General features: G+C 40.7%; 20 protein-coding genes. 17 read left to right on the forward strand and 3 right to left on the reverse strand.

Annotated features, from left to right (window positions below; translation table 11 throughout):
- Window positions 1-17 precede the first annotated feature (17 nt).
- Both THETH_RS08900 and THETH_RS08905 read left to right on the forward strand, forming a co-directional pair.
- On the forward strand, window positions 18-911 hold the full coding sequence (locus tag THETH_RS08900) for a D-alanine--D-alanine ligase (RefSeq protein WP_013933022.1): 894 nt from the start codon (window positions 18-20) through the stop codon (window positions 909-911).
- Complete coding sequence (locus tag THETH_RS08905) at window positions 908-1,942, forward strand: hypothetical protein (protein ID WP_013933023.1); 1,035 nt, start codon at window positions 908-910, stop codon at window positions 1,940-1,942. The genes THETH_RS08900 and THETH_RS08905 overlap by 4 nt, the downstream gene beginning before the upstream one ends.
- On the opposite strand, the gene THETH_RS08910 is transcribed toward THETH_RS08905, so the two are convergent.
- From THETH_RS08910 to THETH_RS08920, 3 genes are read right to left on the reverse strand one after another with little or no spacing between them, the layout of a single operon-like run.
- On the reverse strand, window positions 1,923-2,720 hold the full coding sequence (locus tag THETH_RS08910; RefSeq protein ID WP_013933024.1) for a DUF4895 domain-containing protein: 798 nt from the start codon (window positions 2,718-2,720) through the stop codon (window positions 1,923-1,925). The genes THETH_RS08905 and THETH_RS08910 overlap by 20 nt on opposite strands.
- Entirely contained in the window at window positions 2,717-3,889 is a 1,173-nt protein-coding gene (locus tag THETH_RS08915; protein ID WP_013933025.1) for a vWA domain-containing protein, read from the reverse strand. Before THETH_RS08915 ends, THETH_RS08910 begins: the two co-directional genes overlap by 4 nt.
- 1 nt (window position 3,890) lies before the next feature.
- Entirely contained in the window at window positions 3,891-4,955 is a 1,065-nt protein-coding gene (locus THETH_RS08920) for an AAA family ATPase (protein ID WP_013933026.1), read from the reverse strand.
- A 70-nt stretch (window positions 4,956-5,025) separates the two neighbouring features.
- On the opposite strand from THETH_RS08920, the gene rlmN reads away from it, so the two are divergent.
- The 15 genes from rlmN (at window position 5,026) to THETH_RS08990 (ending at window position 21,010) form a co-directional block, all read left to right on the forward strand.
- Window positions 5,026-6,057, forward strand: a complete 1,032-nt coding sequence (gene rlmN / locus THETH_RS08925) for a 23S rRNA (adenine(2503)-C(2))-methyltransferase RlmN (protein WP_013933027.1) — start codon at window positions 5,026-5,028, stop codon at window positions 6,055-6,057.
- 62 nt (window positions 6,058-6,119) lie between these two features.
- Window positions 6,120-6,527, forward strand: a complete 408-nt coding sequence (locus THETH_RS08930) for a PASTA domain-containing protein (protein ID WP_245530485.1) — start codon at window positions 6,120-6,122, stop codon at window positions 6,525-6,527.
- 9 nt (window positions 6,528-6,536) lie between these two features.
- Window positions 6,537-7,424, forward strand: a complete 888-nt coding sequence (gene rsgA / locus THETH_RS08935) for a ribosome small subunit-dependent GTPase A (RefSeq protein WP_013933029.1) — start codon at window positions 6,537-6,539, stop codon at window positions 7,422-7,424.
- Window positions 7,421-8,071, forward strand: coding sequence for a ribulose-phosphate 3-epimerase (gene rpe, locus THETH_RS08940; RefSeq protein ID WP_013933030.1), 651 nt, complete (start codon window positions 7,421-7,423; stop codon window positions 8,069-8,071). The genes rsgA and rpe overlap by 4 nt, the downstream gene beginning before the upstream one ends.
- The gene (gene rdgB, locus THETH_RS08945; protein ID WP_013933031.1) at window positions 8,062-8,646 is read left to right on the forward strand and encodes an RdgB/HAM1 family non-canonical purine NTP pyrophosphatase; all 585 of its coding nucleotides are present in this window, start codon (window positions 8,062-8,064) and stop codon (window positions 8,644-8,646) included. The genes rpe and rdgB overlap by 10 nt, the downstream gene beginning before the upstream one ends.
- Window positions 8,647-8,661: 15 nt before the next feature.
- Window positions 8,662-11,109, forward strand: a complete 2,448-nt coding sequence (gene leuS / locus THETH_RS08950) for a leucine--tRNA ligase (RefSeq protein ID WP_013933032.1) — start codon at window positions 8,662-8,664, stop codon at window positions 11,107-11,109.
- 697 nt (window positions 11,110-11,806) lie between these two features.
- Window positions 11,807-11,923, forward strand: coding sequence for an ATP-binding cassette domain-containing protein (locus THETH_RS11110; protein ID WP_407635690.1), 117 nt, complete (start codon window positions 11,807-11,809; stop codon window positions 11,921-11,923).
- A complete protein-coding gene (locus THETH_RS08955; RefSeq protein ID WP_211205265.1) occupies window positions 11,910-12,650 on the forward strand; it encodes an ATP-binding cassette domain-containing protein in 741 nt (246 codons plus the stop codon). Before THETH_RS11110 ends, THETH_RS08955 begins: the two co-directional genes overlap by 14 nt.
- Before the next feature lie 179 nt (window positions 12,651-12,829).
- Window positions 12,830-13,351: a ribosome recycling factor gene (frr, locus tag THETH_RS08960; protein ID WP_407635691.1), complete on the forward strand. Its 522-nt coding sequence runs from the start codon at window positions 12,830-12,832 to the stop codon at window positions 13,349-13,351.
- A complete protein-coding gene (uppS, locus tag THETH_RS08965; RefSeq protein WP_013933034.1) occupies window positions 13,348-14,049 on the forward strand; it encodes a polyprenyl diphosphate synthase in 702 nt (233 codons plus the stop codon). Before frr ends, uppS begins: the two co-directional genes overlap by 4 nt.
- Window positions 14,025-14,840 carry a phosphatidate cytidylyltransferase gene (locus THETH_RS08970; protein ID WP_013933035.1) on the forward strand — a complete coding sequence of 272 codons (816 nt, stop codon included), beginning with the start codon at window positions 14,025-14,027 and terminating at the stop codon, window positions 14,838-14,840. The genes uppS and THETH_RS08970 overlap by 25 nt, the downstream gene beginning before the upstream one ends.
- Before the next feature lie 11 nt (window positions 14,841-14,851).
- Window positions 14,852-17,443, forward strand: coding sequence for an alanine--tRNA ligase (gene alaS / locus THETH_RS08975; protein WP_013933036.1), 2,592 nt, complete (start codon window positions 14,852-14,854; stop codon window positions 17,441-17,443).
- 135 nt (window positions 17,444-17,578) lie between these two features.
- The gene (locus tag THETH_RS08980) at window positions 17,579-19,147 is read left to right on the forward strand and encodes an ABC transporter substrate-binding protein (RefSeq protein WP_013933037.1); all 1,569 of its coding nucleotides are present in this window, start codon (window positions 17,579-17,581) and stop codon (window positions 19,145-19,147) included.
- 66 nt (window positions 19,148-19,213) lie between these two features.
- Window positions 19,214-20,182 carry an ABC transporter permease gene (locus THETH_RS08985; protein ID WP_013933038.1) on the forward strand — a complete coding sequence of 323 codons (969 nt, stop codon included), beginning with the start codon at window positions 19,214-19,216 and terminating at the stop codon, window positions 20,180-20,182.
- Between the two features lie 18 nt (window positions 20,183-20,200).
- Window positions 20,201-21,010, forward strand: a complete 810-nt coding sequence (locus THETH_RS08990; protein WP_013933039.1) for an ABC transporter permease — start codon at window positions 20,201-20,203, stop codon at window positions 21,008-21,010.
- Window positions 21,011-21,012 lie beyond the last annotated feature (2 nt).

Below are 21,012 nucleotides of genomic sequence, written 5' to 3' on the forward strand. Positions count from 1 at the left end.
CTCTGAGGTGATTGAGTTTGAAAATAGCTGTTCTCATGGGTGGTATTTCCAGGGAAAGACCCATATCACTCAAAAGCGGGGAAAATGTTGTCAAAGCTTTGAAGAAACTTGGCCATGAAGTTGCACCGATAGATGTCAACGGTGAGTTTTTAAACATAGCTCCAACTTTGAAGCAGTTTGATTTGGTTTTCAACGCTTTACATGGTCAATTTGGTGAGGATGGCACAGTTCAGGCAATTTTGGATTGGCTTGGTGTTAAGTACACAGGATCAAAAGTCGTCGCCAGTGCAATTTGTTTTGACAAGGTCTTGACCTACAGGATGTTGACTGGTGTTGTTAGATATCCTGATTACATTCTCGTTGATAAACCGACCAAGGAATCTCCTTTTGGATTTCCATGTGTCATAAAACCACGTCGAGAAGGTTCAAGCATAGGAGTACACATCTGCGACGACCCTGATGAACTTTACAGAAACTTGCAGGAAGAACTCAGTGTTTACGGCGAGATGATTTTGCAAAGATATATAAAAGGTAGAGAGCTTACCGTTTCAATCTTAGAGATGAACAAAGAACTCAAAGTGCTACCAATATTGGAACTTCGACCAAAAAGGCGTTTTTACGACTACGTGGCTAAGTACACACCGAACATGACAGAGTTTGTGCTTCCTGCACCTTTGAGCGAAGAAGAATTCAAAGAGGTTTCAGAATCAGCGATAAAAGCTTTCAAGACATGTCAGTGTGAAGGATTTGGAAGAGTCGATGGTATTTTGAGCGAAGGAAAGTTTTACGTTCTTGAGATAAACACGATACCGGGTTTGACCGATTTGAGCGATCTTCCAGCCAGCGCAAGGGCAGCTGGAATGAGCTTTGAGGAACTTATCGATGCGATAATCAAGACGGTGGTTTCATGATAGCCAGGTTAAAGGTTCAACAGCTTGAAAGATGGCTCAGGTTTAGCGACAGGGTAATGGGTTCGTCCGAGTACACGATGGGAAATGTGTACTTCTCCTACAAAGACGGATTGATTCTCAGATCAACGGACGGTTGTCTCACCAGTTGGGTTAAAGTTGCCGACTGTCAGCCTTTTCACGGTGAAATAGCAATTTCCACGAGGTTGTTGAGAGGTTTTTTGATGGGTGAAAGTTCTCAAGAATTGGAACTAGAACTTTTTCAAGATTATTTGATCATCAAGTCGCAGCATGAGGTTTTGCGAGTGAAAATAGCTACTCCAAAGCAGCGAGAAGCAATGCAACCCTTTGAAGAAGTTGGTGAAACAACCACCAAGCAGATTTTGAAAGCTTTTGACTTTGCCACCGCAAGCCTTGAAGAAGGAGATATGATGAAAATAGGTTCTTTGAGAAACCAAATATTTTTGGTTGGATCAACTCCCACTGTTTTGAATCTTTGCCAGCTTGAAGCCAACTTGTTGAAGGATTTTTGTTTCGCCATGCCTTATGCCAGTACCCGTAGGATAGTTAAGTCGCTGGATGTTTATAGCTTGGATGAAAAGACTATTTTGGGAATTTCACAGGAGAAGTTCACCATATTGACAAAGGAATTTGGAATGCAAGTTTGCGGTGAAATGGATAAAATCGATCCTCGCTTGGAGGAGCTTGCGTTTGTAAAAGGAGAGGAAGTACTTCCAAGTGGTTTTCAAAAATTTGTATCCAAAGCTGCCGTGATTTTGCCGAAAGATGCCACATTGAAAATAACAAAAACCAAGAAGGAAATAAGGTTTTTTGCAAGTTATGGGACCATCCAGTATAGAGGGTTTGTTCCGTGTTCAGAAGGTTTAGAATTTGAAACTGAGGTTTCTGCACACAAATTAAGATCTGCTTTGTCCAGGATGTCAAGTAGACTTTTTGTCCACGTTCAGGACGGATATGTGAAAATTTCCGATAGTTCAAATAGATCGGTCATTCTTAAGTCTTCAGAAGGCTGATCACACAGTCGTAGGCTTTCAAAATTTTCGAACACATTTGACTGCATTTGGCTTCCAGATCCAAACCTTCCAGAAGTTGGTTGTAATCAACCGTGAAAATCGTTAGAATTGGAGAATTTCCAAACCTTTTCACGTTTCCTTGATAAGCTTGACCGTACATCGGTCGGTAAACTCTTGCTATTTCAGCCAGCAAAGAAGCGTGGTCCAAAGGAGCACTTTTTGGAATTGTAATCACGCACGTGGCAAAGTCATCGAAAAGATGGATTTGGGCGAAATCGACCTTTTTTCCATTCCAACGTCGAAATTTTTCGTACAATTCTTCGTTGATTTTGCTGGCAAAGGTGAAAAAAGAAAGAGAGTGGATCTTTTCCTTGAAGATTTCTTTTTCCAAAAATTCATCTTCTCCGACAACGGCAATTGCTTTGCTTTGAAAAGGTAGTTTGATCACGGCACTTTTTTGAAACTGAGGCTGTTGGTCGAAAAGTTTTGAAAATATTTCAGAAAGCAGGAAATCAACGTTTGATGTGCTGTACAAAGAAAGGTTTTTCTCAAAAGGATTCGACAAAGAGATTCCTAAAATTTTTCTACCGTAGATGTCAATCAACGAAAAGACGGAAAAATGATTCTCTTTCCAAACAGCTGAAAGTACGGCATGCCTGTGAAATTGATCCAATCTTTCTTTGTGCTTTTGAAACATTTCAAAGGGTTGCGAAGTTTCAATTCTTTCTAAGTATGAAGCCAAAATTTGTGTTACACTTTCAGGACCAAGTTTGATCACTTGAGAATCACCACGCTCGATCGTCCATAAACTTTGCGCGCCTGTTCTGCGAATTCTTCGTTGTAATAACTTGATAAAACAAAAAGAACCCTTCTTTTCACAACAGGAAGATCGGTGAACCCGTCTGTGAAGATAATCAAACCTTCTGGGTGGTACTTTTCTTGAAGGTAATCAACGGCTGGTTGAAGATCTGTTTCGCCTCCACCGATTATTTCCATCTTTCTCCAAGCTCCTTTTGTATACCTCATCTCAAGGTTAACGGCTCTATCTACCTGAACCAGTACCAAGTTTGTGTCCACGTACTTTGAAAGACTTTCTATTTCGGAAAAGAACTGATCGAGTTCTTCGTCTATTATGCTCCCGCTTGTATCGACGATTATCGCAAGTTTTGCCATGTGCGATATCTTCCAGCCAGGTTGATTTTCATACCTTCTGTTGGGTTTAAGTGGTGTTGTGTGTCTTTCACCGTATTCCGAAAGCCCTGCAAATCTTCTGATCATATCCTTCCAATTGAGAACTGGTCTGAAAATGGCAAGTTCAACTTGTCTTTTGATTCCACTTGGCAGCTTTTCACCGTAAAGGTTGAAAGCTTTCGCAAGATCGCTTTGTGTGAGCTCCAAAACCATATCGATGTTTTGAATTTTTTGAAGTGAATCGTGGCTGTCCGTTGACTTTTCACGAAGCTGTGCAACCAGAGTTACATCGAATCTTCCAAGTTCTTCCATTTTCTTCATTATCCATTTGTAGTATTCTTCGGCGCTCTCATCGGGCATCCAATCGGGTGGCAGAACGAACAGCCTTTCGTTATCGACACCGTGTCCTTCTTCAATCAGAAGGTTCAAAGGTATACCAAAGGCTGCAAGTTCTGGTATGTACTGGTTGATAGCCGCATCCATCGCAAGATCCCAGATCATTTTTTCCCTTTTGTTTTTGGGCTTTATCAAAAAATGAAGGTTTATAAGGTGCATCAAATGGTGCAAAATCAAAGCCTGTACAAAATTAACGTCAGTTTTTTCAACCCATTCTGGGTTGTAAAGCAAGGTCCAACGATTTTGGGAAAAACTCAGTTCGATCGTTCTAACTTCGGTACTTGGTACTTTTGAAATGTTGAGCAGGATGTAAAGGTAAAAGGGTGATCTTTTCCCAAGTAATAAAATGGCCTTCTCTATGTTACATCTCCTCCAAAATGGATTTTATTTGACCAAAGGTGGCAAGTTTTTCGACAAGTGCATCGAAGAATTCAGAGTATTTTTCACCGTTCGTTGATCTATCCACGATGTACCTTAAAAGTGCGTAAAAAGAGTCTTTTGGAAGAACGCTGGCAAGATCACAGATGTTTTTTGCCACGGTTGAAAGATGAGCCTTCAAAAGTTCAACTGTTTCATCGTCCATCTTCGAGAAATAGTCGATCAACCTCAAAGTTAGAGAGTTTGCCTCGTCAATGTTTTGTTTCAAAGCCTGCGATAATCCTTCGATCAAAACTTTCTGTGGTGTTGGAACGGTTTTTTCACCTGAAAACTCCACAAAAGCCCTTGCTGCTTCTGGTCCTAAAATTCCAGCGGCAAGTGTATATCCATATTTCTTTTTCTCTTCATCGGTTAAGAGTTTCATAACATTGCTCAGTTTGTGCCAACTTCTTGGGCTTGGTCTAAGTTCTATCTTCAAAGACATCGAAGAGTGGGTATACAAAAATTCTGGAAATTGCTCTATGAAATCACAAATCTCTTGAATTACGTTGTTTTCTTTTGCCCAAACTTTCCATTCTTCAGGGGATGGAGTAACATCCAGTATGAAAAACCTTGATATGAAGGCTGGGTCGGTTATCAGCTCGGCTTGGTCGTATTCGTCATCGGGGGGATTCATGGTTGCCATTATCCAAGTTCCTTCTGGTAAAACGTGGTTGTGAATTCTTTTGTCTATGACAAGCTGCATTATCGCATTTCTTATCGATCTGTGTGCTCTGTTTATTTCATCAAGCAAAATTATCGTTTTACCGTCCTCAGGCCACCAATCGGGTTTGAGAAAGACCGTTTTCTCATCTTGCCTTGAAGGAAGTCCTATTAAATCACCTGGTTCCATTTGTGACAATATCAAGATCACCAACTTTCTACCGGTTTCTGCAGCTATTTGTCTTGCTATATCAGTTTTCCCAACCCCAAAGTGTCCAACCAAAAGGGGAACTTCCCCTGCTTCCATGATCTTTTTGCTTAAAAATTTTGCTTCGTTAACTGTCAAACCGATCGCCTCCGAAAAATTATACAACGTGTGAAGAAGATTGTGTATAATATCTTATTGAGGTGATTTTTTGAACATTTTGGGATTTAGCTATGAAGAGTTCGTTGAAGAAATTGTGAAACTTGGGCTTGAAAGGTACAGGGCCGACCAGGTGCTGGACTGGGTTTATCAAAAGCTTGTCTTTTCTTTCGATCAAATGACAAACCTTTCCAAGGAGCACCGTCGGCTTTTGCCTCAACATTTCTCGATTGACTTACCAAAAGTTGTTGAGAAAAAGGTTTCAAAGTTCGATAAAACCACAAAGTATCTGTTCGAATTGAAGGATGGTAACACGATAGAATCGGTTCTGCTTTTCCACGAAGGTTACGCGACGGCGTGTATATCCACCCAAGTCGGTTGTCCTATTCGCTGTTCATTTTGCGCGACTGGTCAAAGCGGCTTTGTCAGAAACCTCGAGGTGGACGAAATCGTCTCGCAGATTCTGGCAATAGAAGCCGATAGCAGGCAGAAAATACGCAACGTTGTGTACATGGGTATGGGCGAACCTTTGCTGAACTACGACAACGTGGTGAAAAGCGTTAGAATCCTAAATCACAAGAAGATGAAAAACATCGGTATAAGGAGGATAACCATAAGCACCGTTGGCATACCGGAAAAGATCATCAAGCTTGGGCAAGAAGGACTGGACATCAATCTTGCTATTTCGCTTCATGCTTCAAGCAACGAAAAAAGAATGCAGATAATACCGCTTGCAAGCAAGTATGCCATCGAGGAAATTTTGGATGCCGCAAAACAATTTCAACAAAACACTGATAGAAGGGTAACCATAGAGTACATATTGATAAAAGAGTTCAACGACTACGACGAAGATGCACGAAGATTGGCGAAGATTTTGAAGGAGATGAAGATGAAAGTTTTTGTGAATTTGATACCAGTCAATCCAGCTTTGCCCGGTCTTGAAAGGCCTTCCATTTGGAAGATAAACAGGTTCAAAGAAATATTAGTTGAATCCGGTATAGAAGCGGAAGTAAGACGCGAGAAAGGAGTTGACATAGAAGCAGCATGCGGTCAACTAAGACTAAGGGCTTTGCAAAAACGCTGAAGTCCTTTTTTGTTTTCCTTTTTTATTTTTTGATCGGCACAGCGGTCGGAGCTCTTTTGTTTTTGGCTTATTTTTTGATTAAACCTCAAGAAGTAAAGGTTCCAGATGTCAAAGGTCTGAGTTTGGAAGAAGCTTCTTTGATCATCAAAAAAGCAGGTTTGAAGGTTGGGCAAGTTCAAGGCACAGGTTTTGTCGATCGCACCTATCCTTACGCTGGTGATGTGGTGAGAAAAGGTCGTGAAATAACTTTGTTTTTAAGTGATCCTTTTGAATTGGCTGTACCAAATTTGGTTGGAGCTCCAAAAGAAACCGCTGAAAAAATACTTCTGGCAATGGGATTTAAAGTTAGGATCGTTCAATTGCCCTACAAGGGAACTGATGGGAGAGTCCTAGGGGTTTATCCACCTCCAGGTAGCAAGTTGAAGGAAGGCGGCGAGGTATCTTTGCTGGTGGATGTTGGGGAACCGTAAAGGAGGGATGTGCGACTGAGAAGAAGAAGAGGGATAGTTGTCAAATTCATGTCGAACGCAGCTATAGTTGAAGATCTTGAAACTAAAGAAAGAGTGCGATGCTATCTTCGCGGTAGATTCAGATTGCAGGATCTTAAACCTATCGTTGGAGACATAGTTGAATACACAAAGGTCCTTGATGGAGGAGTAATCGAATCTATTTTGAAGAGAAAAAACGAGCTTTTGAAGCCAAGAGTTGCAAACATAGATCAGGTCATTTGTGTTTGCACTTTGAAAAGACCTGAGGTACCGCTGCTTGTTGTAGACAAACTGCTTGTTTTGGTTGAGCAAACAGGTTTGGATGCCGTGGTTGTTTTGAACAAGATAGACCTGTTAACTGAGGAAGATGAACCGAAAAAACAAGAGTTCATAAAAGCATACGGTTCGATATATCCGTTGATATGCACAAGTGCAAAAACCGGTGAAGGTTTGGACAAGCTGAAGGAAGTTTTGAAAGACAAAGTCAGCGTTTTTGCCGGAGTATCAGGTGTTGGAAAAAGCACAATTTTGAACGCCATCTGTCCTGGTGTGAGTCTTAAAACCCAAGAGGTGTCAGAGAAAACAGAACGCGGTAGGCATACTACGACTTCTGCAGAGCTTATAACCTTCCCGTTTGGAGGACATGTTGTGGATACACCCGGTTTCTCCTTGATAGAAATAACCCACATAAGGCCAGAGGAACTTCAACTGTACTTTAGAGATTTTAGAGAATTGAGTGAAAAATGTTTGTTTACAGATTGTACTCACACTTCTGAACCTGGATGTAAGGTGAGAGAGGCTGTGGAAAAAGGAATCTTGGCTAGAAGCAGATACGAAAGTTACCTTGAGATGATGGAAGAGGTGAAAGGCAAATCATGATACAGATTTCTGCATCCATCCTTGCTTGCGATTTATCAAGACTTGCTGAGGAAATAAAAAGGGTGGAACCTTTCATCGACATGGTTCATTTGGATGTTATGGATGGAGTTTTTGTGCCAAACATAACTTTTGGTTTGCCGTTGCTTGAGGCAGTGAGAAGGTGTACCAATTTGCCGGTCGATGCACATCTTATGATCATCGATGCAGATAAATACGTTGAAAGATTTGTCAAAGCTGGCGCTTCGATTGTAACGGTTCATTATGAAGCCTGCACGCACCTTCATCGAACAATTTATAAGATCAAAGAAAATGGTGCCAAAGCTTTTGTCGCGCTCAACCCTCACACACCAGTTGAGGTTCTTGTGGACATTCTGCAGGACATAGATGGTGTTTTGATAATGACGGTCAACCCCGGTTTTTCCGGACAGAAGTTCATAGAATCGAGCGTTAAAAAAATTGCCAGAATGAAAAGAATGATAGTCGAAAACAACCTTGACGTGAAAATAATGGTCGACGGTGGTGTAAACGAAGAAACGGTGGAAAAAGTTGTTTGTGCTGGCGCTGAAATTTTGGTCATGGGTTATGGAATTTTCAGATCGGATGCGCGAGTTTTCAGAAAGAAATTGGAGGAAATAAAATGCTTTTGATTGCAACCAGGAACAAACATAAGTTTGAAGAAATAAAGAGGTTTGTTCCAGATGGTATTCAAGTTGTATCCCTCGCGGATCTGGGAATTAATTTGGAAGTCGAGGAAGACGGGGAAAGTTTTGTGCAAAATTCCATCAAAAAAGCTGTTTTTTATGGAAACATGACAAAGATGAAAGTTATCGCCGATGATTCTGGGTTGGTGATAGATGCACTCAATGGTTTTCCAGGCGTTCATTCGGCTCGTTTCATGAAAGATTACGATTATAAAGAAAAAATGATGGTTATATTGAAAATGATGGAAAAAAAAGAAGAAAGATTCGCCAGGTTCGTTTGTGCAGCAACATATTACGATCCTGTGGGAAACATTATCATCTGCTGCGAAGAGAAAGTTGAAGGAACGTTGGCTTACGAGATAAGAGGCTCTGAAGGTTTTGGTTATGATCCAATTTTTATTCCAAACGGTTACGATAAAACTTTTGGAGAAATGGGGGAAGAAAAGCACAAAATTAGTCATAGGTACAAAGCTTTTACAAAACTTTTCTCGCTGTTACGTGCTATAATTTTTGACAAGTAAACTGGAGGTGATCGTGTGCACAGGTATGAACCTGCTGAAATAGAACCAAAATGGCAAAGGTACTGGGAAGAAAAAGGATTTTTTAAAACTCCCCAATATTCTGAAAAGCCAAAATATTACATGCTTGTGATGTTCCCATACCCCTCTGGAACTTTGCATGTCGGACATGTTAAGAACTATGTTATAGGAGATGCCGTTGCAAGGTACAAGAGGATGAGAGGTTACAACGTTCTACATCCCTTTGGTTACGACGCCTTTGGCTTGCCAGCCGAAAACGCGGCGATAGAAAAGAAGATTCATCCGCGCGATTGGACGATGGCAAACATCAACACGATTAGAAGACAAATAAAAAGACTTGGAATAAGCTACGATTGGGACAGGGAAATAATCACATGCAACGAGGATTATTACAAGTGGACCCAGTGGATTTTCCTAAAACTCTATGAAGCAGGATTGGCTTACAAGAAAATGGCACCTGTTAACTGGTGTCCAAAATGCATGACTTCTTTGGCAAACGAACAGGTTAAAGATGGGGCATGTGAAAGATGTGGAACACCTGTGACAGTTAGACACCTTGAACAATGGTTCTTCAAAATAACCAACTATGCTGAAAGACTTTTGAAAGATTTGGACAAACTCACAGGTTGGCCTGAACATGTCAAAACTATGCAGAGAAACTGGATTGGACAAAGTGAAGGCGCAAAGGTTGCTTTCAAAGTTGATGGTTTAGATCTTGAAATAGAGGTGTTCACCACAAGGCCTGACACAATATGGGGAGTAACGTTCATGGCTTTGGCACCAGAATCACCTTTGGTTGAGAAAATAATCTTGCCAGAGCTTCGCGAAGAACTTGACAAATTTTTAGTGAGAATAATGTCTCAAGACAGGTTTAAAAGAGGTGCAGTAGAAGCTGAAAAGGAAGGATTTTTCACAGGAAGGTATGCTATCAATCCTGTTAACGGTGAAAAGGTTCCAATATACGTTGCAAACTACGTTTTGATGGAATACGGTACTGGTGCGGTCATGGGAGTTCCTGCACATGATCAAAGGGATTATGACTTTGCCAAAAAGTACGGCATACCAATCAGGCAGGTTATCAAACCAGCGCATGAGATTTCTTTGGACAAAGCTTACGATGGGCCAGGGGTTATGATAAACAGCGGAGAGTTGACTGGAACAGTTGTACCAGATGAAATGGAAAAAGTTTTCAGATGGCTTGAAGAAAAAGGAATAGGAAAGAAAACCGTTCAGTACAAGCTGAGGGACTGGTTGATTTCAAGGCAGCGTTATTGGGGTGCACCGATACCGATAGTTTACTGTGAAAAGTGCGGGATGGTTCCAGTTCCGGAAAAAGATTTACCCGTCAGATTGCCTTACAACGTGGAATTCCTTCCAACAGGTCAGTCTCCGTTGATGCTGAGCGAGGAATTCAAAAGCACCACCTGTCCGAAGTGTGGAGGACCAGCCCTTCGAGATGCTGATACAATGGACACTTTTGTTGACTCTTCTTGGTACTTTTTAAGGTACGTCAATCCAAAATTGGAAGATAAGCCGTTCTTGAAAGAAGATGTTGATTATTGGCTACCTGTTGATCAATACGTTGGAGGAGTTGAACATGCGATATTACACTTGCTTTATTCGCGCTTTATAACGAAAGTCCTTTACGATCTTGGTTACATAAGCTTCGATGAGCCGTTCACAAACCTTTTCACTCAAGGCATGATATACAAAGATGGTTTCAAGATGTCTAAGAGCAAGGGCAACGTGGTCTCTCCAGATGAGATGATCGAAAAGTACGGTGCAGACACCTTAAGGCTTTACATACTCTTCATGGGACCACCTGAAAAGGATGCAGAGTGGAGCGATGCGGGAATTGAAGGAGTTTATAGATTCATAAAAAGATCTTGGAACGTGATAAGCGAGATAATTTCCTTGGAAGAAACTGGCACCCAGGAATACTCTGAGCGAGAAAAACAACTTCTTAGAAAGCTTCACAGCATGCTCAAAAAGATCACAGAAGACATGGAAGGTGGCTTCAAGTTCAACACAGCCATCAGTGGATTGATGGAACTGATCAACGCTATTTCCGATTATATGAGCGAAGTTCCAAGAGAAAAGTGGAACACAAAACTTTTGAAAGAATGCGCCGAAAAGTTCTTGCTGATGATTTCACCGTTTGCTCCACACTTTGCAGAAGAGTTGTGGCACATGATGGGTAAAAAAGAATCGATCATGCTTGAAAACTGGCCACAGTACGACGAAAACGCCTTAAAAGTTGAGGAAATAGAAATAGCTGTGCAGGTGAATGGCAAAGTTAGAGACAAAATAAAGGTTCCAGCCAATGCCGATGAAGAACTTGTTAAACAGCTAGCGCTCAGCAGTGAAAGGGTTAGAAAATTTTTGAACGGTGAACCAAAGAAAATCGTGTACGTCAAAGGAAGATTGTTAAGTATCACTTGTTGATGATAAGTTTGAAAACCTCGACCGGCTCGCAAGAGCCGGTTTTTTCACGGCAAAGCCGCCAAAGGTTTTTTACCTTTGGCCTTTTGGACTAGTCCATTAATACAGTATACGGCAGAAAAAATTTAACATTTAGTATTTTTCAAACAACCAACGCGGTATTGTTCATCTTGATCTTCACATTTTGCACATTTTTATAGCAATTCAACGTATCAGTTTAAAATGGCAAGCTCGCTCAAAAAATCGTTAAGTTTGTTTAACAACCCTTTTTTGAACCTTTCACAAAAGCTTTGCGTCTAAAAAATTGGAAAGTGGATATGACCCCCCACCCTCCTTTTGAACTATAGATCCAAAAAAGTTCTATACATGTACTTTAGGCGACCTTCTGGTCGCCTTTTTGTTTTTTTTATTTTCTGCTTGACAAAATATCAAGGTCAGTTTAAGATATTTTAAAGAGAAAGGGAATATGTCAAAATGTTTGAGGCATTCCTTGCGAATTTTAAAAAAGACTTATTGAATTTAAAAGGTACTACTTCAATTCTATCTCTGGGCTTGCAACGATCCTGATATTTTTCTATTTGATCTTCTTTGGTTTGAAAGACGTCGGAGGTTCGATGCCATCGTCTGGTGAGACGATCAATGTATAATCAAAGCACGCCAAATTTTCGTTTGAAAGGACTTTGAAATAGAAAAAGGGGAGATCTTTGCACTTCTTGGACCAAACGGTGCGGGTAAAACAATTACCATAAAATGCATCTGCGGTTTGATAATCCCAGACGAAGGTGAGATAAAAATAAACGGTTTTGATCTTTATTAAGGAAAGATCGAAAGCTCTTTCTCAAATAAGCGTTGTTCTTGAGGGAAACAGGAATTTGTATTGGAGAATGACGCTTGTGGAGAACATGATGTACTTTGCCGGGATCAGGGGAAAGAGACTCAAGAAATCCGAGGCTTTGGAAATACTTGAAAAGCTTGGCATTGCAAACAAAGCCAACGAGATAGTTCACAGGTTATCAAGAGATATGCAACAAAAGACAGCCATAGCCGTTTGTTTAGCCGCTGGGACGGATATCTTGATACTGGATGAACCAACGTTAGGATTGGACGTAAATTCATCCGTGGAATTTAGATCTTTGATAGGTGGGCTTAAAGATTTGGGAAAAACGATACTTTTGTCGACCCACGACATGGCTTTGGTAGAAGCTGTGGCAGACAAGGTTGCAATAATGAGCAATGGAAGAATAGTTGTCTGTGAGGAGAAAAAGAAACTTTTGAATCTTTTCAGCGCAAGAAGGTACAAAATAAAGGTCATCGAAAATGACCATGTGTTGGAGAAGTTAAAAGAATTTGGTTTCAACGAATACAAACAGGATGGGAATCTGCTGGAAATCACAGTTGATTTGCAAACATCGAGCGATTTGTACAAAACGATAGATTTCTTTAAAGCAAACGGATTGGAGATTGAAAGCGTCGAAAAAGAGTTTGTGAATTTTGAAAAGATATTCATGTCTTTCACAAAAGAGGATTCGTCTGTCAAAGTTTAGCTGGTATCCTATCAGCACGTTTTTCCCACAGTTTTTTGCCCTTCTTTTTTGCTTGCCAGATTTTAGTGCAAGAAATCCGTCAATCGTGTATGATATAGTATAGTCGAAAAAACAATCGACAAAGTTTGAAGGAGGGAAGGGCTGTGAAACATCCTCTTGTGAAGTCTGCGGAGGATAAGATGAACAAAACGGTTGAAAAGATAAGTGAAGAACTTCGAAAGATGAGAACCGGAAGGCCTTCGCCAGCCATCTTAGAAGAAATAAAAGTTGATTATTACGGAGCACCAACACCCATCAACCAGCTTGCCACCGTTAGCATTTCAGAGGATCGTGCACTCGTTATAAAACCGTGGGATAAGTCTGTTCTTTCTGCGATTGAAAAGGCGATTTTTGCTTCAGACCTTGGTTTAACACCACAGAACGATGGAAATGTTATAAGAATAATTTTTCCAACGCCTACAACCGAACAAAGACAAAAATGGGTTAAAAAGGCAAAAGAAATCGCTGAGCAAGGTAAAATAGCCATAAGGAATATCAGAAGAGATGTTTTGAAAGAGCTCAAGGACCTTGTGAAAAATGGAAAAATTTCCGAAGATGACGAAAAAAGGCTTGAAAAGGAAATACAGGATCTGACAGATAAGAAGATAGAAGAGATAGACAAACTTTTTGAGAAGAAGGAAAAGGAGATAATGGAAGTGTGAAACCTTTACATGTTGGAATCATAATGGATGGAAACGGTAGATGGGCGCAAAAAAGAGGATTGCCGAGAATCGAGGGTCACAGGCGAGGTGCCTTGAAGGCTGAGCGCGTGGTTGAATGGGCTGCACAGGAAGGCATAAAATACCTTACGCTTTATGCTTTTTCGACGGAGAATTGGAAAAGACCGAAAGAGGAAGTTGAATATCTTTTCTCTTTGCTCGCAAAGTTGCTTAGGAAAAAATTCAATAAATTGATGAAAAACGGCGTAAGACTTAGGTTTGCTGGAAGAATTCATCAACTTCCAAAAGAGATTTACGAACTTTGTCTTGAATTCGAGGAAAAAACAAAAAACAATTCGATGATTCAGGTCATCCTTGCTTTGAATTACGGCGGAAGAGCAGAACTTGTTGATGCTTTCAACAAAGCGATTGAAAGTGGTGTTCAAAAGCTTGACGAATCCACTTTGAGGAACTTTTTGTACCTACCCGATGTTCCCGATCCTGACCTTGTAATAAGAACTTCTGGGGAAAAAAGGCTAAGCAACTTTTTGATCTGGCAAATTGCTTACAGCGAACTGTACTTTACCAAAAAACTTTGGCCGGATTTTTCGAGAGAAGATTTCAAAAAAGCCTTGGAAGATTTTGAAAAAAGGCAAAGAAGATTCGGGGGATTGGTATGTCCGAAACAAGAACAAGGGTGATAACCGCTTTCATCGTCGCACCATTTGTCGTAGCATGCTTTGTGAGCTATAAAAGTTTGATCGGTCTGGTGAGCGCGGTTGTTCTGCTTGCATCGTACGAACTTTTGAGTATGAGTACTTCGAGTGATAAGAACAAATATTTGATCCACGTTGGGGTGATTTTGAACGTTGCTTTTGTGGTTCTCTATGGTTTTAGCAAAGCCGAGAATGGCTTACTTTATCTTTCTTTGATGTTCATAGCCAGCGCAATCTTTTTGGTGATTTTTGTAGAAGAAATCCCACAAGTGTGGAATGCTGTTCTTGGTACGATTTTGTCCTTAATCTACGTTGCCGGCTGTCTTTCTTTTTTCTTTCCAATCTATTTGAAATTTGGTTGGGCAAACGCCTTACTCACTTTGACTGCAGTATGGCTTTACGATACCGGAGCTTACTTTGTTGGTATAAAGTTTGGTAAAACGAAGATTTCCAAAAAGTTCAGTCCAAACAAAAGTTTAGAAGGGATAATCGGTGGTTTTCTATCTTGTCTTGCCTTTTCGATTGTTTACAAAGCCTTTTTTGAATGGCTTTTCGATGCGCAGGTTATGCCTTACGCTTCTTTGCCCATTTTTTCCGCTGTTGTTTCTGTTTTCGACACCTTTGGTGATATATTTGAATCTGCTTTGAAAAGGTATTTCAACAAAAAAGATTCAGGAGTTGTTTTACCTGGTCATGGTGGCATGCTGGATAGAATAGACGGTTTGCTTTTTGTAACCCCAGTTACTTACATCCTTCTAACTTACGGGATACTGTGAGGTGGTAAGAGGTGACAGGTAACGAAATAAGAAAACAGTTTCTCGCTTTTTTTGAATCAAAAGGTCACAAAGTTCTTCCAAGTGCATCCCTGATACCGGATGATCCACAGCTTTTGTTCACGGTTGCAGGAATGGTGCCGTTCAAACCGATCTTTTGGGGAAAGGTTGAGCCTGTCTACACAAGGGTTGCAACGTGCCAAAAGTGTCTAAGGACCAACGACATAGAAAACGTGGGAAGAACACCAAGGCATCACACTTTTTTTGAAATGCTTGGAAACTTTTCCTTTGGCGATTATTTCAAAAAAGAGGCAATTTTGTGGGCTTGGGAGTTTGTGACGAAGGTCTTGAAACTTCCAGAAGAAAAACTTTGGGTGACGATTTACAAAGATGACGATGAGGCTTTCATGATATGGAGAGATCTTGTAGGTGTTCCTGAGAAAAAGATAATTCGCATGGGTAAAGATACCAACTTCTGGGGTCCGGCAGGTCCGACAGGTCCGTGTGGTCCCTGTTCAGAAATTCATTACGATACAGGTGCTGCAGATGAACGCGGTGAAGAAGAAAGCACACCTGCCACCGACGATAAAAGATTTCTCGAAATATGGAACCTTGTTTTCACTGAATTTTACCAAGATGAGGAAGGCAAGCTTCACCCACTTCCGAAAAAGAACATAGATACCGGTGCTGGTTTGGAAAGGGTCACAGCGGTTGTTCAAGGTGTTTCAAGTAACTTTGAAACAGATCTTTTTGCACCAATAATGTCTAGGATTGAGGAAATCTCAGGTGTTAAATACAAGCAAGACCCGCAGAAAGATATTTCCATGCGCGTTATAGCCGACCATTCGCGAGCTGTGAGTTTTTTGATAGCCGATGGTGTTTTCCCGTCGAACGAGGAAAGAGGGTATGTGCTTAGAAGAATCCTACGCAGAGCAGTGAGACATGGGGTTTTGCTTGGGTTGGAAAAAACGTTTTTGTATTTGGTGAACGATGCTGTTATCGAAGCCATGAAGGACGTTTATCCGGAGCTGGCAGAAAGAAGGCAACTCATCTTGGAGGTTACAAAAGCTGAGGAAGAAAGATTTTTCAAAACGATAGTTCAAGGCAGCGAACTTTTAAAAGAGATTATTGCGAAATCCAAAGATGTTATATCCGGTGAAGATCTTTTCAGATTATACGATACCTACGGCTTTCCACCTGACATAGTCATCGACGTTGCGAAGGAAAAAGGTTTGAAAGTCGATTTGGAAGGCTTTGAAAAGTTGATGCAAGCTCAAAGAGAAAGGGCACGTGAAGCCAGAGGAGAAGTTGCTTACGCTAAAAAGACTGTCTTTGAAGATCTTGCCAAAACCATTCAGACAAAGTTTTTGGGTTATGAAAAATTTGAATGTCAAGCCAAAGTTGTTGCGATGGATCCACCGGTGGCCAGTGAAGAGCAAAAGGCGGAAGTTGTTTTTGATCAAACGGTTTTCTACGCTGAAAAAGGTGGACAAGTTAGCGACACTGGTGTGATAGTTTGGCAAGATGGTCAAGCCGAGGTTGAGTACGTTTATGTGCCAGTTGAAGGAGTTGTTTCCCATGTCGTAACGGTTAAAAAAGGCACTTTGAAACCAGATTTGGTTTGCACCTTGAAAATCGATGTTGAAAGAAGACTTGATACGATGAGAAATCACACCGCAACGCATTTGCTACATGCAGCTTTGAGAAAGGTTTTGGGAACGCACGTAAGACAGTTCGGTTCCTTGGTGGCACCAGATAGATTAAGGTTTGATTTTACACACTATCAAGCATTAAAAGAGGAAGAATTGCAACAAGTGGAAAATCTAGTGAACGAAGCCATCATGAATGCAATACCGGTTATAGTCGAAGAAAAACCTTTCAAAGAAGCCGTTGCAGAAGGTGCCATAGCGCTTTTCGGTGAGAAATACGGAGAATTTGTGCGAGTTGTGAAAGTTCCAAATTTCAGTGAAGAGCTTTGTGGAGGTACTCATGTTTCGAACACTGGAAACATAGGTTTGTTCAAAATAGTTTCTGAAAGTGCTATATCCGCAGGTGTTAGAAGGATAGAGGCTGTCACTGGAAGGAAGGCCTTGGAGTATTTGAGAAGTAAAGAATTCGTCGTTAAAGAACTTACAAAGATCTTGGGATGTTCAGAGCAGGAAATTTTGCAAAGGGTTTCACAGATTTTGGAAAAGCAACAAGAACTTTCCAAACAGCTTGAACAACTAAAAGAAAAACTTTTGTCGATGCAAGTTAAAGCCTTGGTAGGAGAAAAGATTTTGAACATCGAACTTTTCCACACTGTTTTCCAAAATGTCGAGCCGAACACCCTGAGAAATCTTTCAGACGTTGCCATAGGTGGAAAGTCAAATTCGATTGTGGCTTTGTTCTCGACAGATGGAGAAAAGGTCAACTGCGTTATCAGGGTTTCATCTGATCTGACAAGTCGTGTAAAAGCAGGAGAGCTTGCAAAGATCGTTGCGGCAACTCTTGGGGGTGGCGGTGGCGGCAGACCTGACATGGCCCAGGCAGGTGGTAAAGATCTTTCCAAGATAGCAGAAGCAGTCAAAGCATTGAAGGAATATTTGACGAAAATGCAAGGTTGACGAAAATTTAACATCAATACCGCCGGCTAGCGTATGCCGGCGGTATTTTTTATTTCATTTTATTTCACTTGACTGAGTTGCCACATATATGGTATAGATGCTATAATTATATTATTCTTCAAAAAATGGTTAGTAGTGTTGCTGTGGTTGCTGGGCATCGTTGTGGTGCTGGCTAGTGAACTCACGATGATACTATCGGTAACAGGTCCACATCCGAGGAATTTCAACCCTTATCTCTCAACAGGTCCTGGTCCTAACTATGCTGCAGCCGGCTTCATTTACGAAACATTGTATTATGTCAACAATTACACAGGTGATCTTGTTCCATGGCTTGCGACGAACTATAAGTGGAGTGAAGATTTCAAAACTTTGACATTGGAAATTAGGCAGAATGTCAAATGGTCGGATGGAACACCATTCTCAGTAGATGATGTTGTTTTCACCTTTGAAATGTTGAAAAAATTTCCAGCCTTGGACGTCACAGGTGTTTGGCGAGCAGGTTTGACAACTGTGGAAAAAGTCGACAACAAGACGGTAAAATTTGTCCTTTCCGATGTTAACACATTGTTCTTGTACAACTTGTTCGGTGTTTACATCGTTCCAAAGCATATTTGGGAAAAAATTGAAGATCCTTCAAAGTTCGCAAATGAGGAACCAGTTGGAACTGGCGCGTATCTTTTGGAAAGCTTTACACCCCAGGTTTTTGTCTTGAGAAAAAATCCCAATTATTGGCAAGCTGAAAAAATTAAAGTTGAAAGAATCAGAGTTCCTGCTTTCAGTGGAAATGAATCAGCTCAGCTTGCAGTCGCCAATGGTGAAATCGATTGGGCTGGTATAAATTATCCTCGTATTGAAAAAATTCCAAATCCAGATATAAAATTCTGGTTCGTTGGTGGTAACCCTGTTTTTGTGTTCTTCAACCTCGAAAGAGAACCATTCAATGATCCAAGGTTCAGAAAAGCAATAGCGTATGCTATTGATACAGATCAGTTGATCAAGATAGCTATGACAAATTATGCCGTTAAGATAAATCCAGTTGGGATCAAAGATGGTTACTCATATTTAATCGATGAAAAGCTCAAAAGCAAATGGTGGTCTTACAATCCTCAAGAAGTTGCGAAAATACTTGAGCAAATTGGATACAGGAAGGGTAAAGATGGTATTTATGAAAGGGATGGAAAGAAATTATCCTACGAAATTATAGTACCAGCTGGTTGGACGGACTGGATTGCCGTTTGTGAACTTATTTCCCAGCAGCTCAAAAAGATCGGTGTAGAATTCAAAACCACTCCTGTTGATTTTGGCCAATATCTTGATATGATCAGAAATAAAAATTACGACGTAGCTTTAAGCTGGGCAAATTATGGTGCAAACCCATACATCTTTTACGACAACTTTATGAATTCTTCGAATGCTTATAGGGGCAGCAACAGAGGCGGATGGATCGATAAGGAAACAGATGAATTACTCGCTAAGATAAAACTTACAGACGACCTTGAAACAAGGAAAGTCATAATGAGCCGACTGCAGGAAATAATTCTCGATAACGTTCCAGCCGTACCTTTGTTCTACAATCCTGTTTGGTTTATCTACTCTGAAAAGAATTTCACAGGATGGCCCAACGAAAATAATCCATTTGTAGAACCAAGAACAACCGGAATGGATAAGATATATATTATCATGAGATTAACCCCGAAGAAATGATTGTTAATTTCTCTCTCGTCACCCTCAGCCCGCGTGGGCTGAGGGTTTAACAAGGGGAGGATTGTTGTGAAATATTTCCTTCAAAGGATGTTGTTCTACCTTTTTACATTGTTTGTGGCTGTTACGTTAAACTTCTTAATCCCAAGGTTGATGCCAGGTGATCCCGCTGAAAGAATCCTTTCAAGATATGAAGCTGATCCAAATGCCATTGCAGCTATGAAAATAGCCCTAGGAATAGAGACTGATAAGCCTTTGCTCAAGCAGTATTTTGAATACCTGAAAAACACTTTCACTGGAAATTTTGGAATCTCTTACGTTTATTACCCTATCAAGGTGGAAAAAGTGATATCAACTGCTTTACCTTGGACCATAGGTCTTGTTGGTATATCAACGATAATAAGCTTCATAATAGGCACTTTTCTTGGCGTTTACGCAGGTTGGAATCGTGAAAAAGTTTCTGGAATAAGTCTTTTAATGATCTCAATACTTTTGAGATCTATACCGTATTTTTGGCTAGCCATGCTTATGGTGTACGTTTTTGGCTTTAAGCTAAAATGGTTTCCAATCTCAGGAGCTTATTCAACAAGGCAAATCTTGGAAGGATTTCAGTTCCTAAGGAATGTACTTTATCATGGTTTTTTACCAAGTATAACACTAATCATAGCCTCCTTAGGTGGTTGGATACTCACGATGAGAAACAATATGGTTGCAGTCCTTTCAGAAGATTTTGTACTCCTTGCCGAAGCTAAAGGTTTGAAGAAAAGGGATATCCTCTTCAGATATGCCGCTAGAAATGCCATATTGCCAAGCTTCACGGCTTTCGGTTTATCTTTAGGTTTTGTGGTTAGTGGTGCACTTTTGACAGAAATAGTTTTCTCCTATCCTGGAATAGGATTCACTTTGTACAGAGCTGTTATAAGCCAAGATTACCCGTTGATTCAAGCGCTTTTTTTGATAATTTCCGTAGCAGTTTTAACTGCAAACTTAGTGGTTGACCTTACGTACGGTTTCCTTGATCCAAGAGTAAGGGTATAACTTGGAGGGTAAATAGTTATGAAAAAACTCTACGTTGCAATAGCGATACTGATAATACACTTAATTGTTGCCATTTTTGCGGATTTTATAGCTCCTTTTGATCCAAGAGAAATTGTGGATTTACCCTATCAACCCCCTTCGAAAGAGCATTGGCTTGGAACGGATAGGCTTGGAAGAGATATATTTTCACAACTCATACATGGTTCAAGATTGTCGATACTGATAGGAATCTCAGTTGGAGCACTCATGACTTTTCTTTCCACAATGATTGGTATGATGGCGGGGTATTACGGAGGAATTGTTGATAGGATTCTCTCCACGTTGACAGATGTGTTTCTAGTTATACCGAGACTTCCGTTGATGATAGTTATATCGGCTTATGTTAGAGTACGTGGGCCACTTGTGGTCATATTGGTTATAGCTCTAACAAGTTGGGGTGGAGGAGCAAGAATTATAAGATCTCAGGTTCTTTCCTTGAAGAACAGAGATTTTGTTGCGGCACTAAAAGCAACAGGTGAAAGCGATTGGAGAATAATGTTTTTTGAAATGCTTCCAAATATGCTTTCCTTGCTGGCAGCGAACTTTTTCTCTGCGGTTTTGTATGGAATCCTAGGGGAAGCTTCCTTGTCATTCCTTGGATTAAGTGATGTAAGCAAAATAACATGGGGAACGATGCTTTATTGGGCTCAGTCTGCCAATGCGCTTTTAAACGGCATGTGGTATTGGGTTCTTGCACCTGGTGCCGCTATAGCAAGCCTTGGAACAGCCTTTGCCCTGTTGAACTTCTATGTCGACGAGATGACTAATCCAAGATTGCGTAAGTCTTGAGG

The organism is Pseudothermotoga thermarum DSM 5069 (assembly GCF_000217815.1).
GTDB classification, from domain to species: Bacteria; Thermotogota; Thermotogae; order Thermotogales; family DSM-5069; genus Pseudothermotoga; species Pseudothermotoga thermarum.

Excerpts from the sequence above, each read along its gene's own strand:
- THETH_RS08905 (WP_013933023.1), top strand. The coding sequence starts at position 908 with ATGATAGCCAGGTTAAAGGTTCAACAGCTTGAAAGATGGCTCAGGTTT.
- rpe (WP_013933030.1), top strand. The coding sequence starts at position 7,421 with ATGATACAGATTTCTGCATCCATCCTTGCTTGCGATTTATCAAGACTT.
- rdgB (WP_013933031.1), top strand. The coding sequence starts at position 8,062 with ATGCTTTTGATTGCAACCAGGAACAAACATAAGTTTGAAGAAATAAAG.
- frr (WP_407635691.1), top strand. The coding sequence starts at position 12,830 with ATGAACAAAACGGTTGAAAAGATAAGTGAAGAACTTCGAAAGATGAGA.
- THETH_RS08970 (WP_013933035.1), top strand. The coding sequence starts at position 14,025 with ATGTCCGAAACAAGAACAAGGGTGATAACCGCTTTCATCGTCGCACCA.
- THETH_RS08990 (WP_013933039.1), top strand. The coding sequence starts at position 20,201 with ATGAAAAAACTCTACGTTGCAATAGCGATACTGATAATACACTTAATT.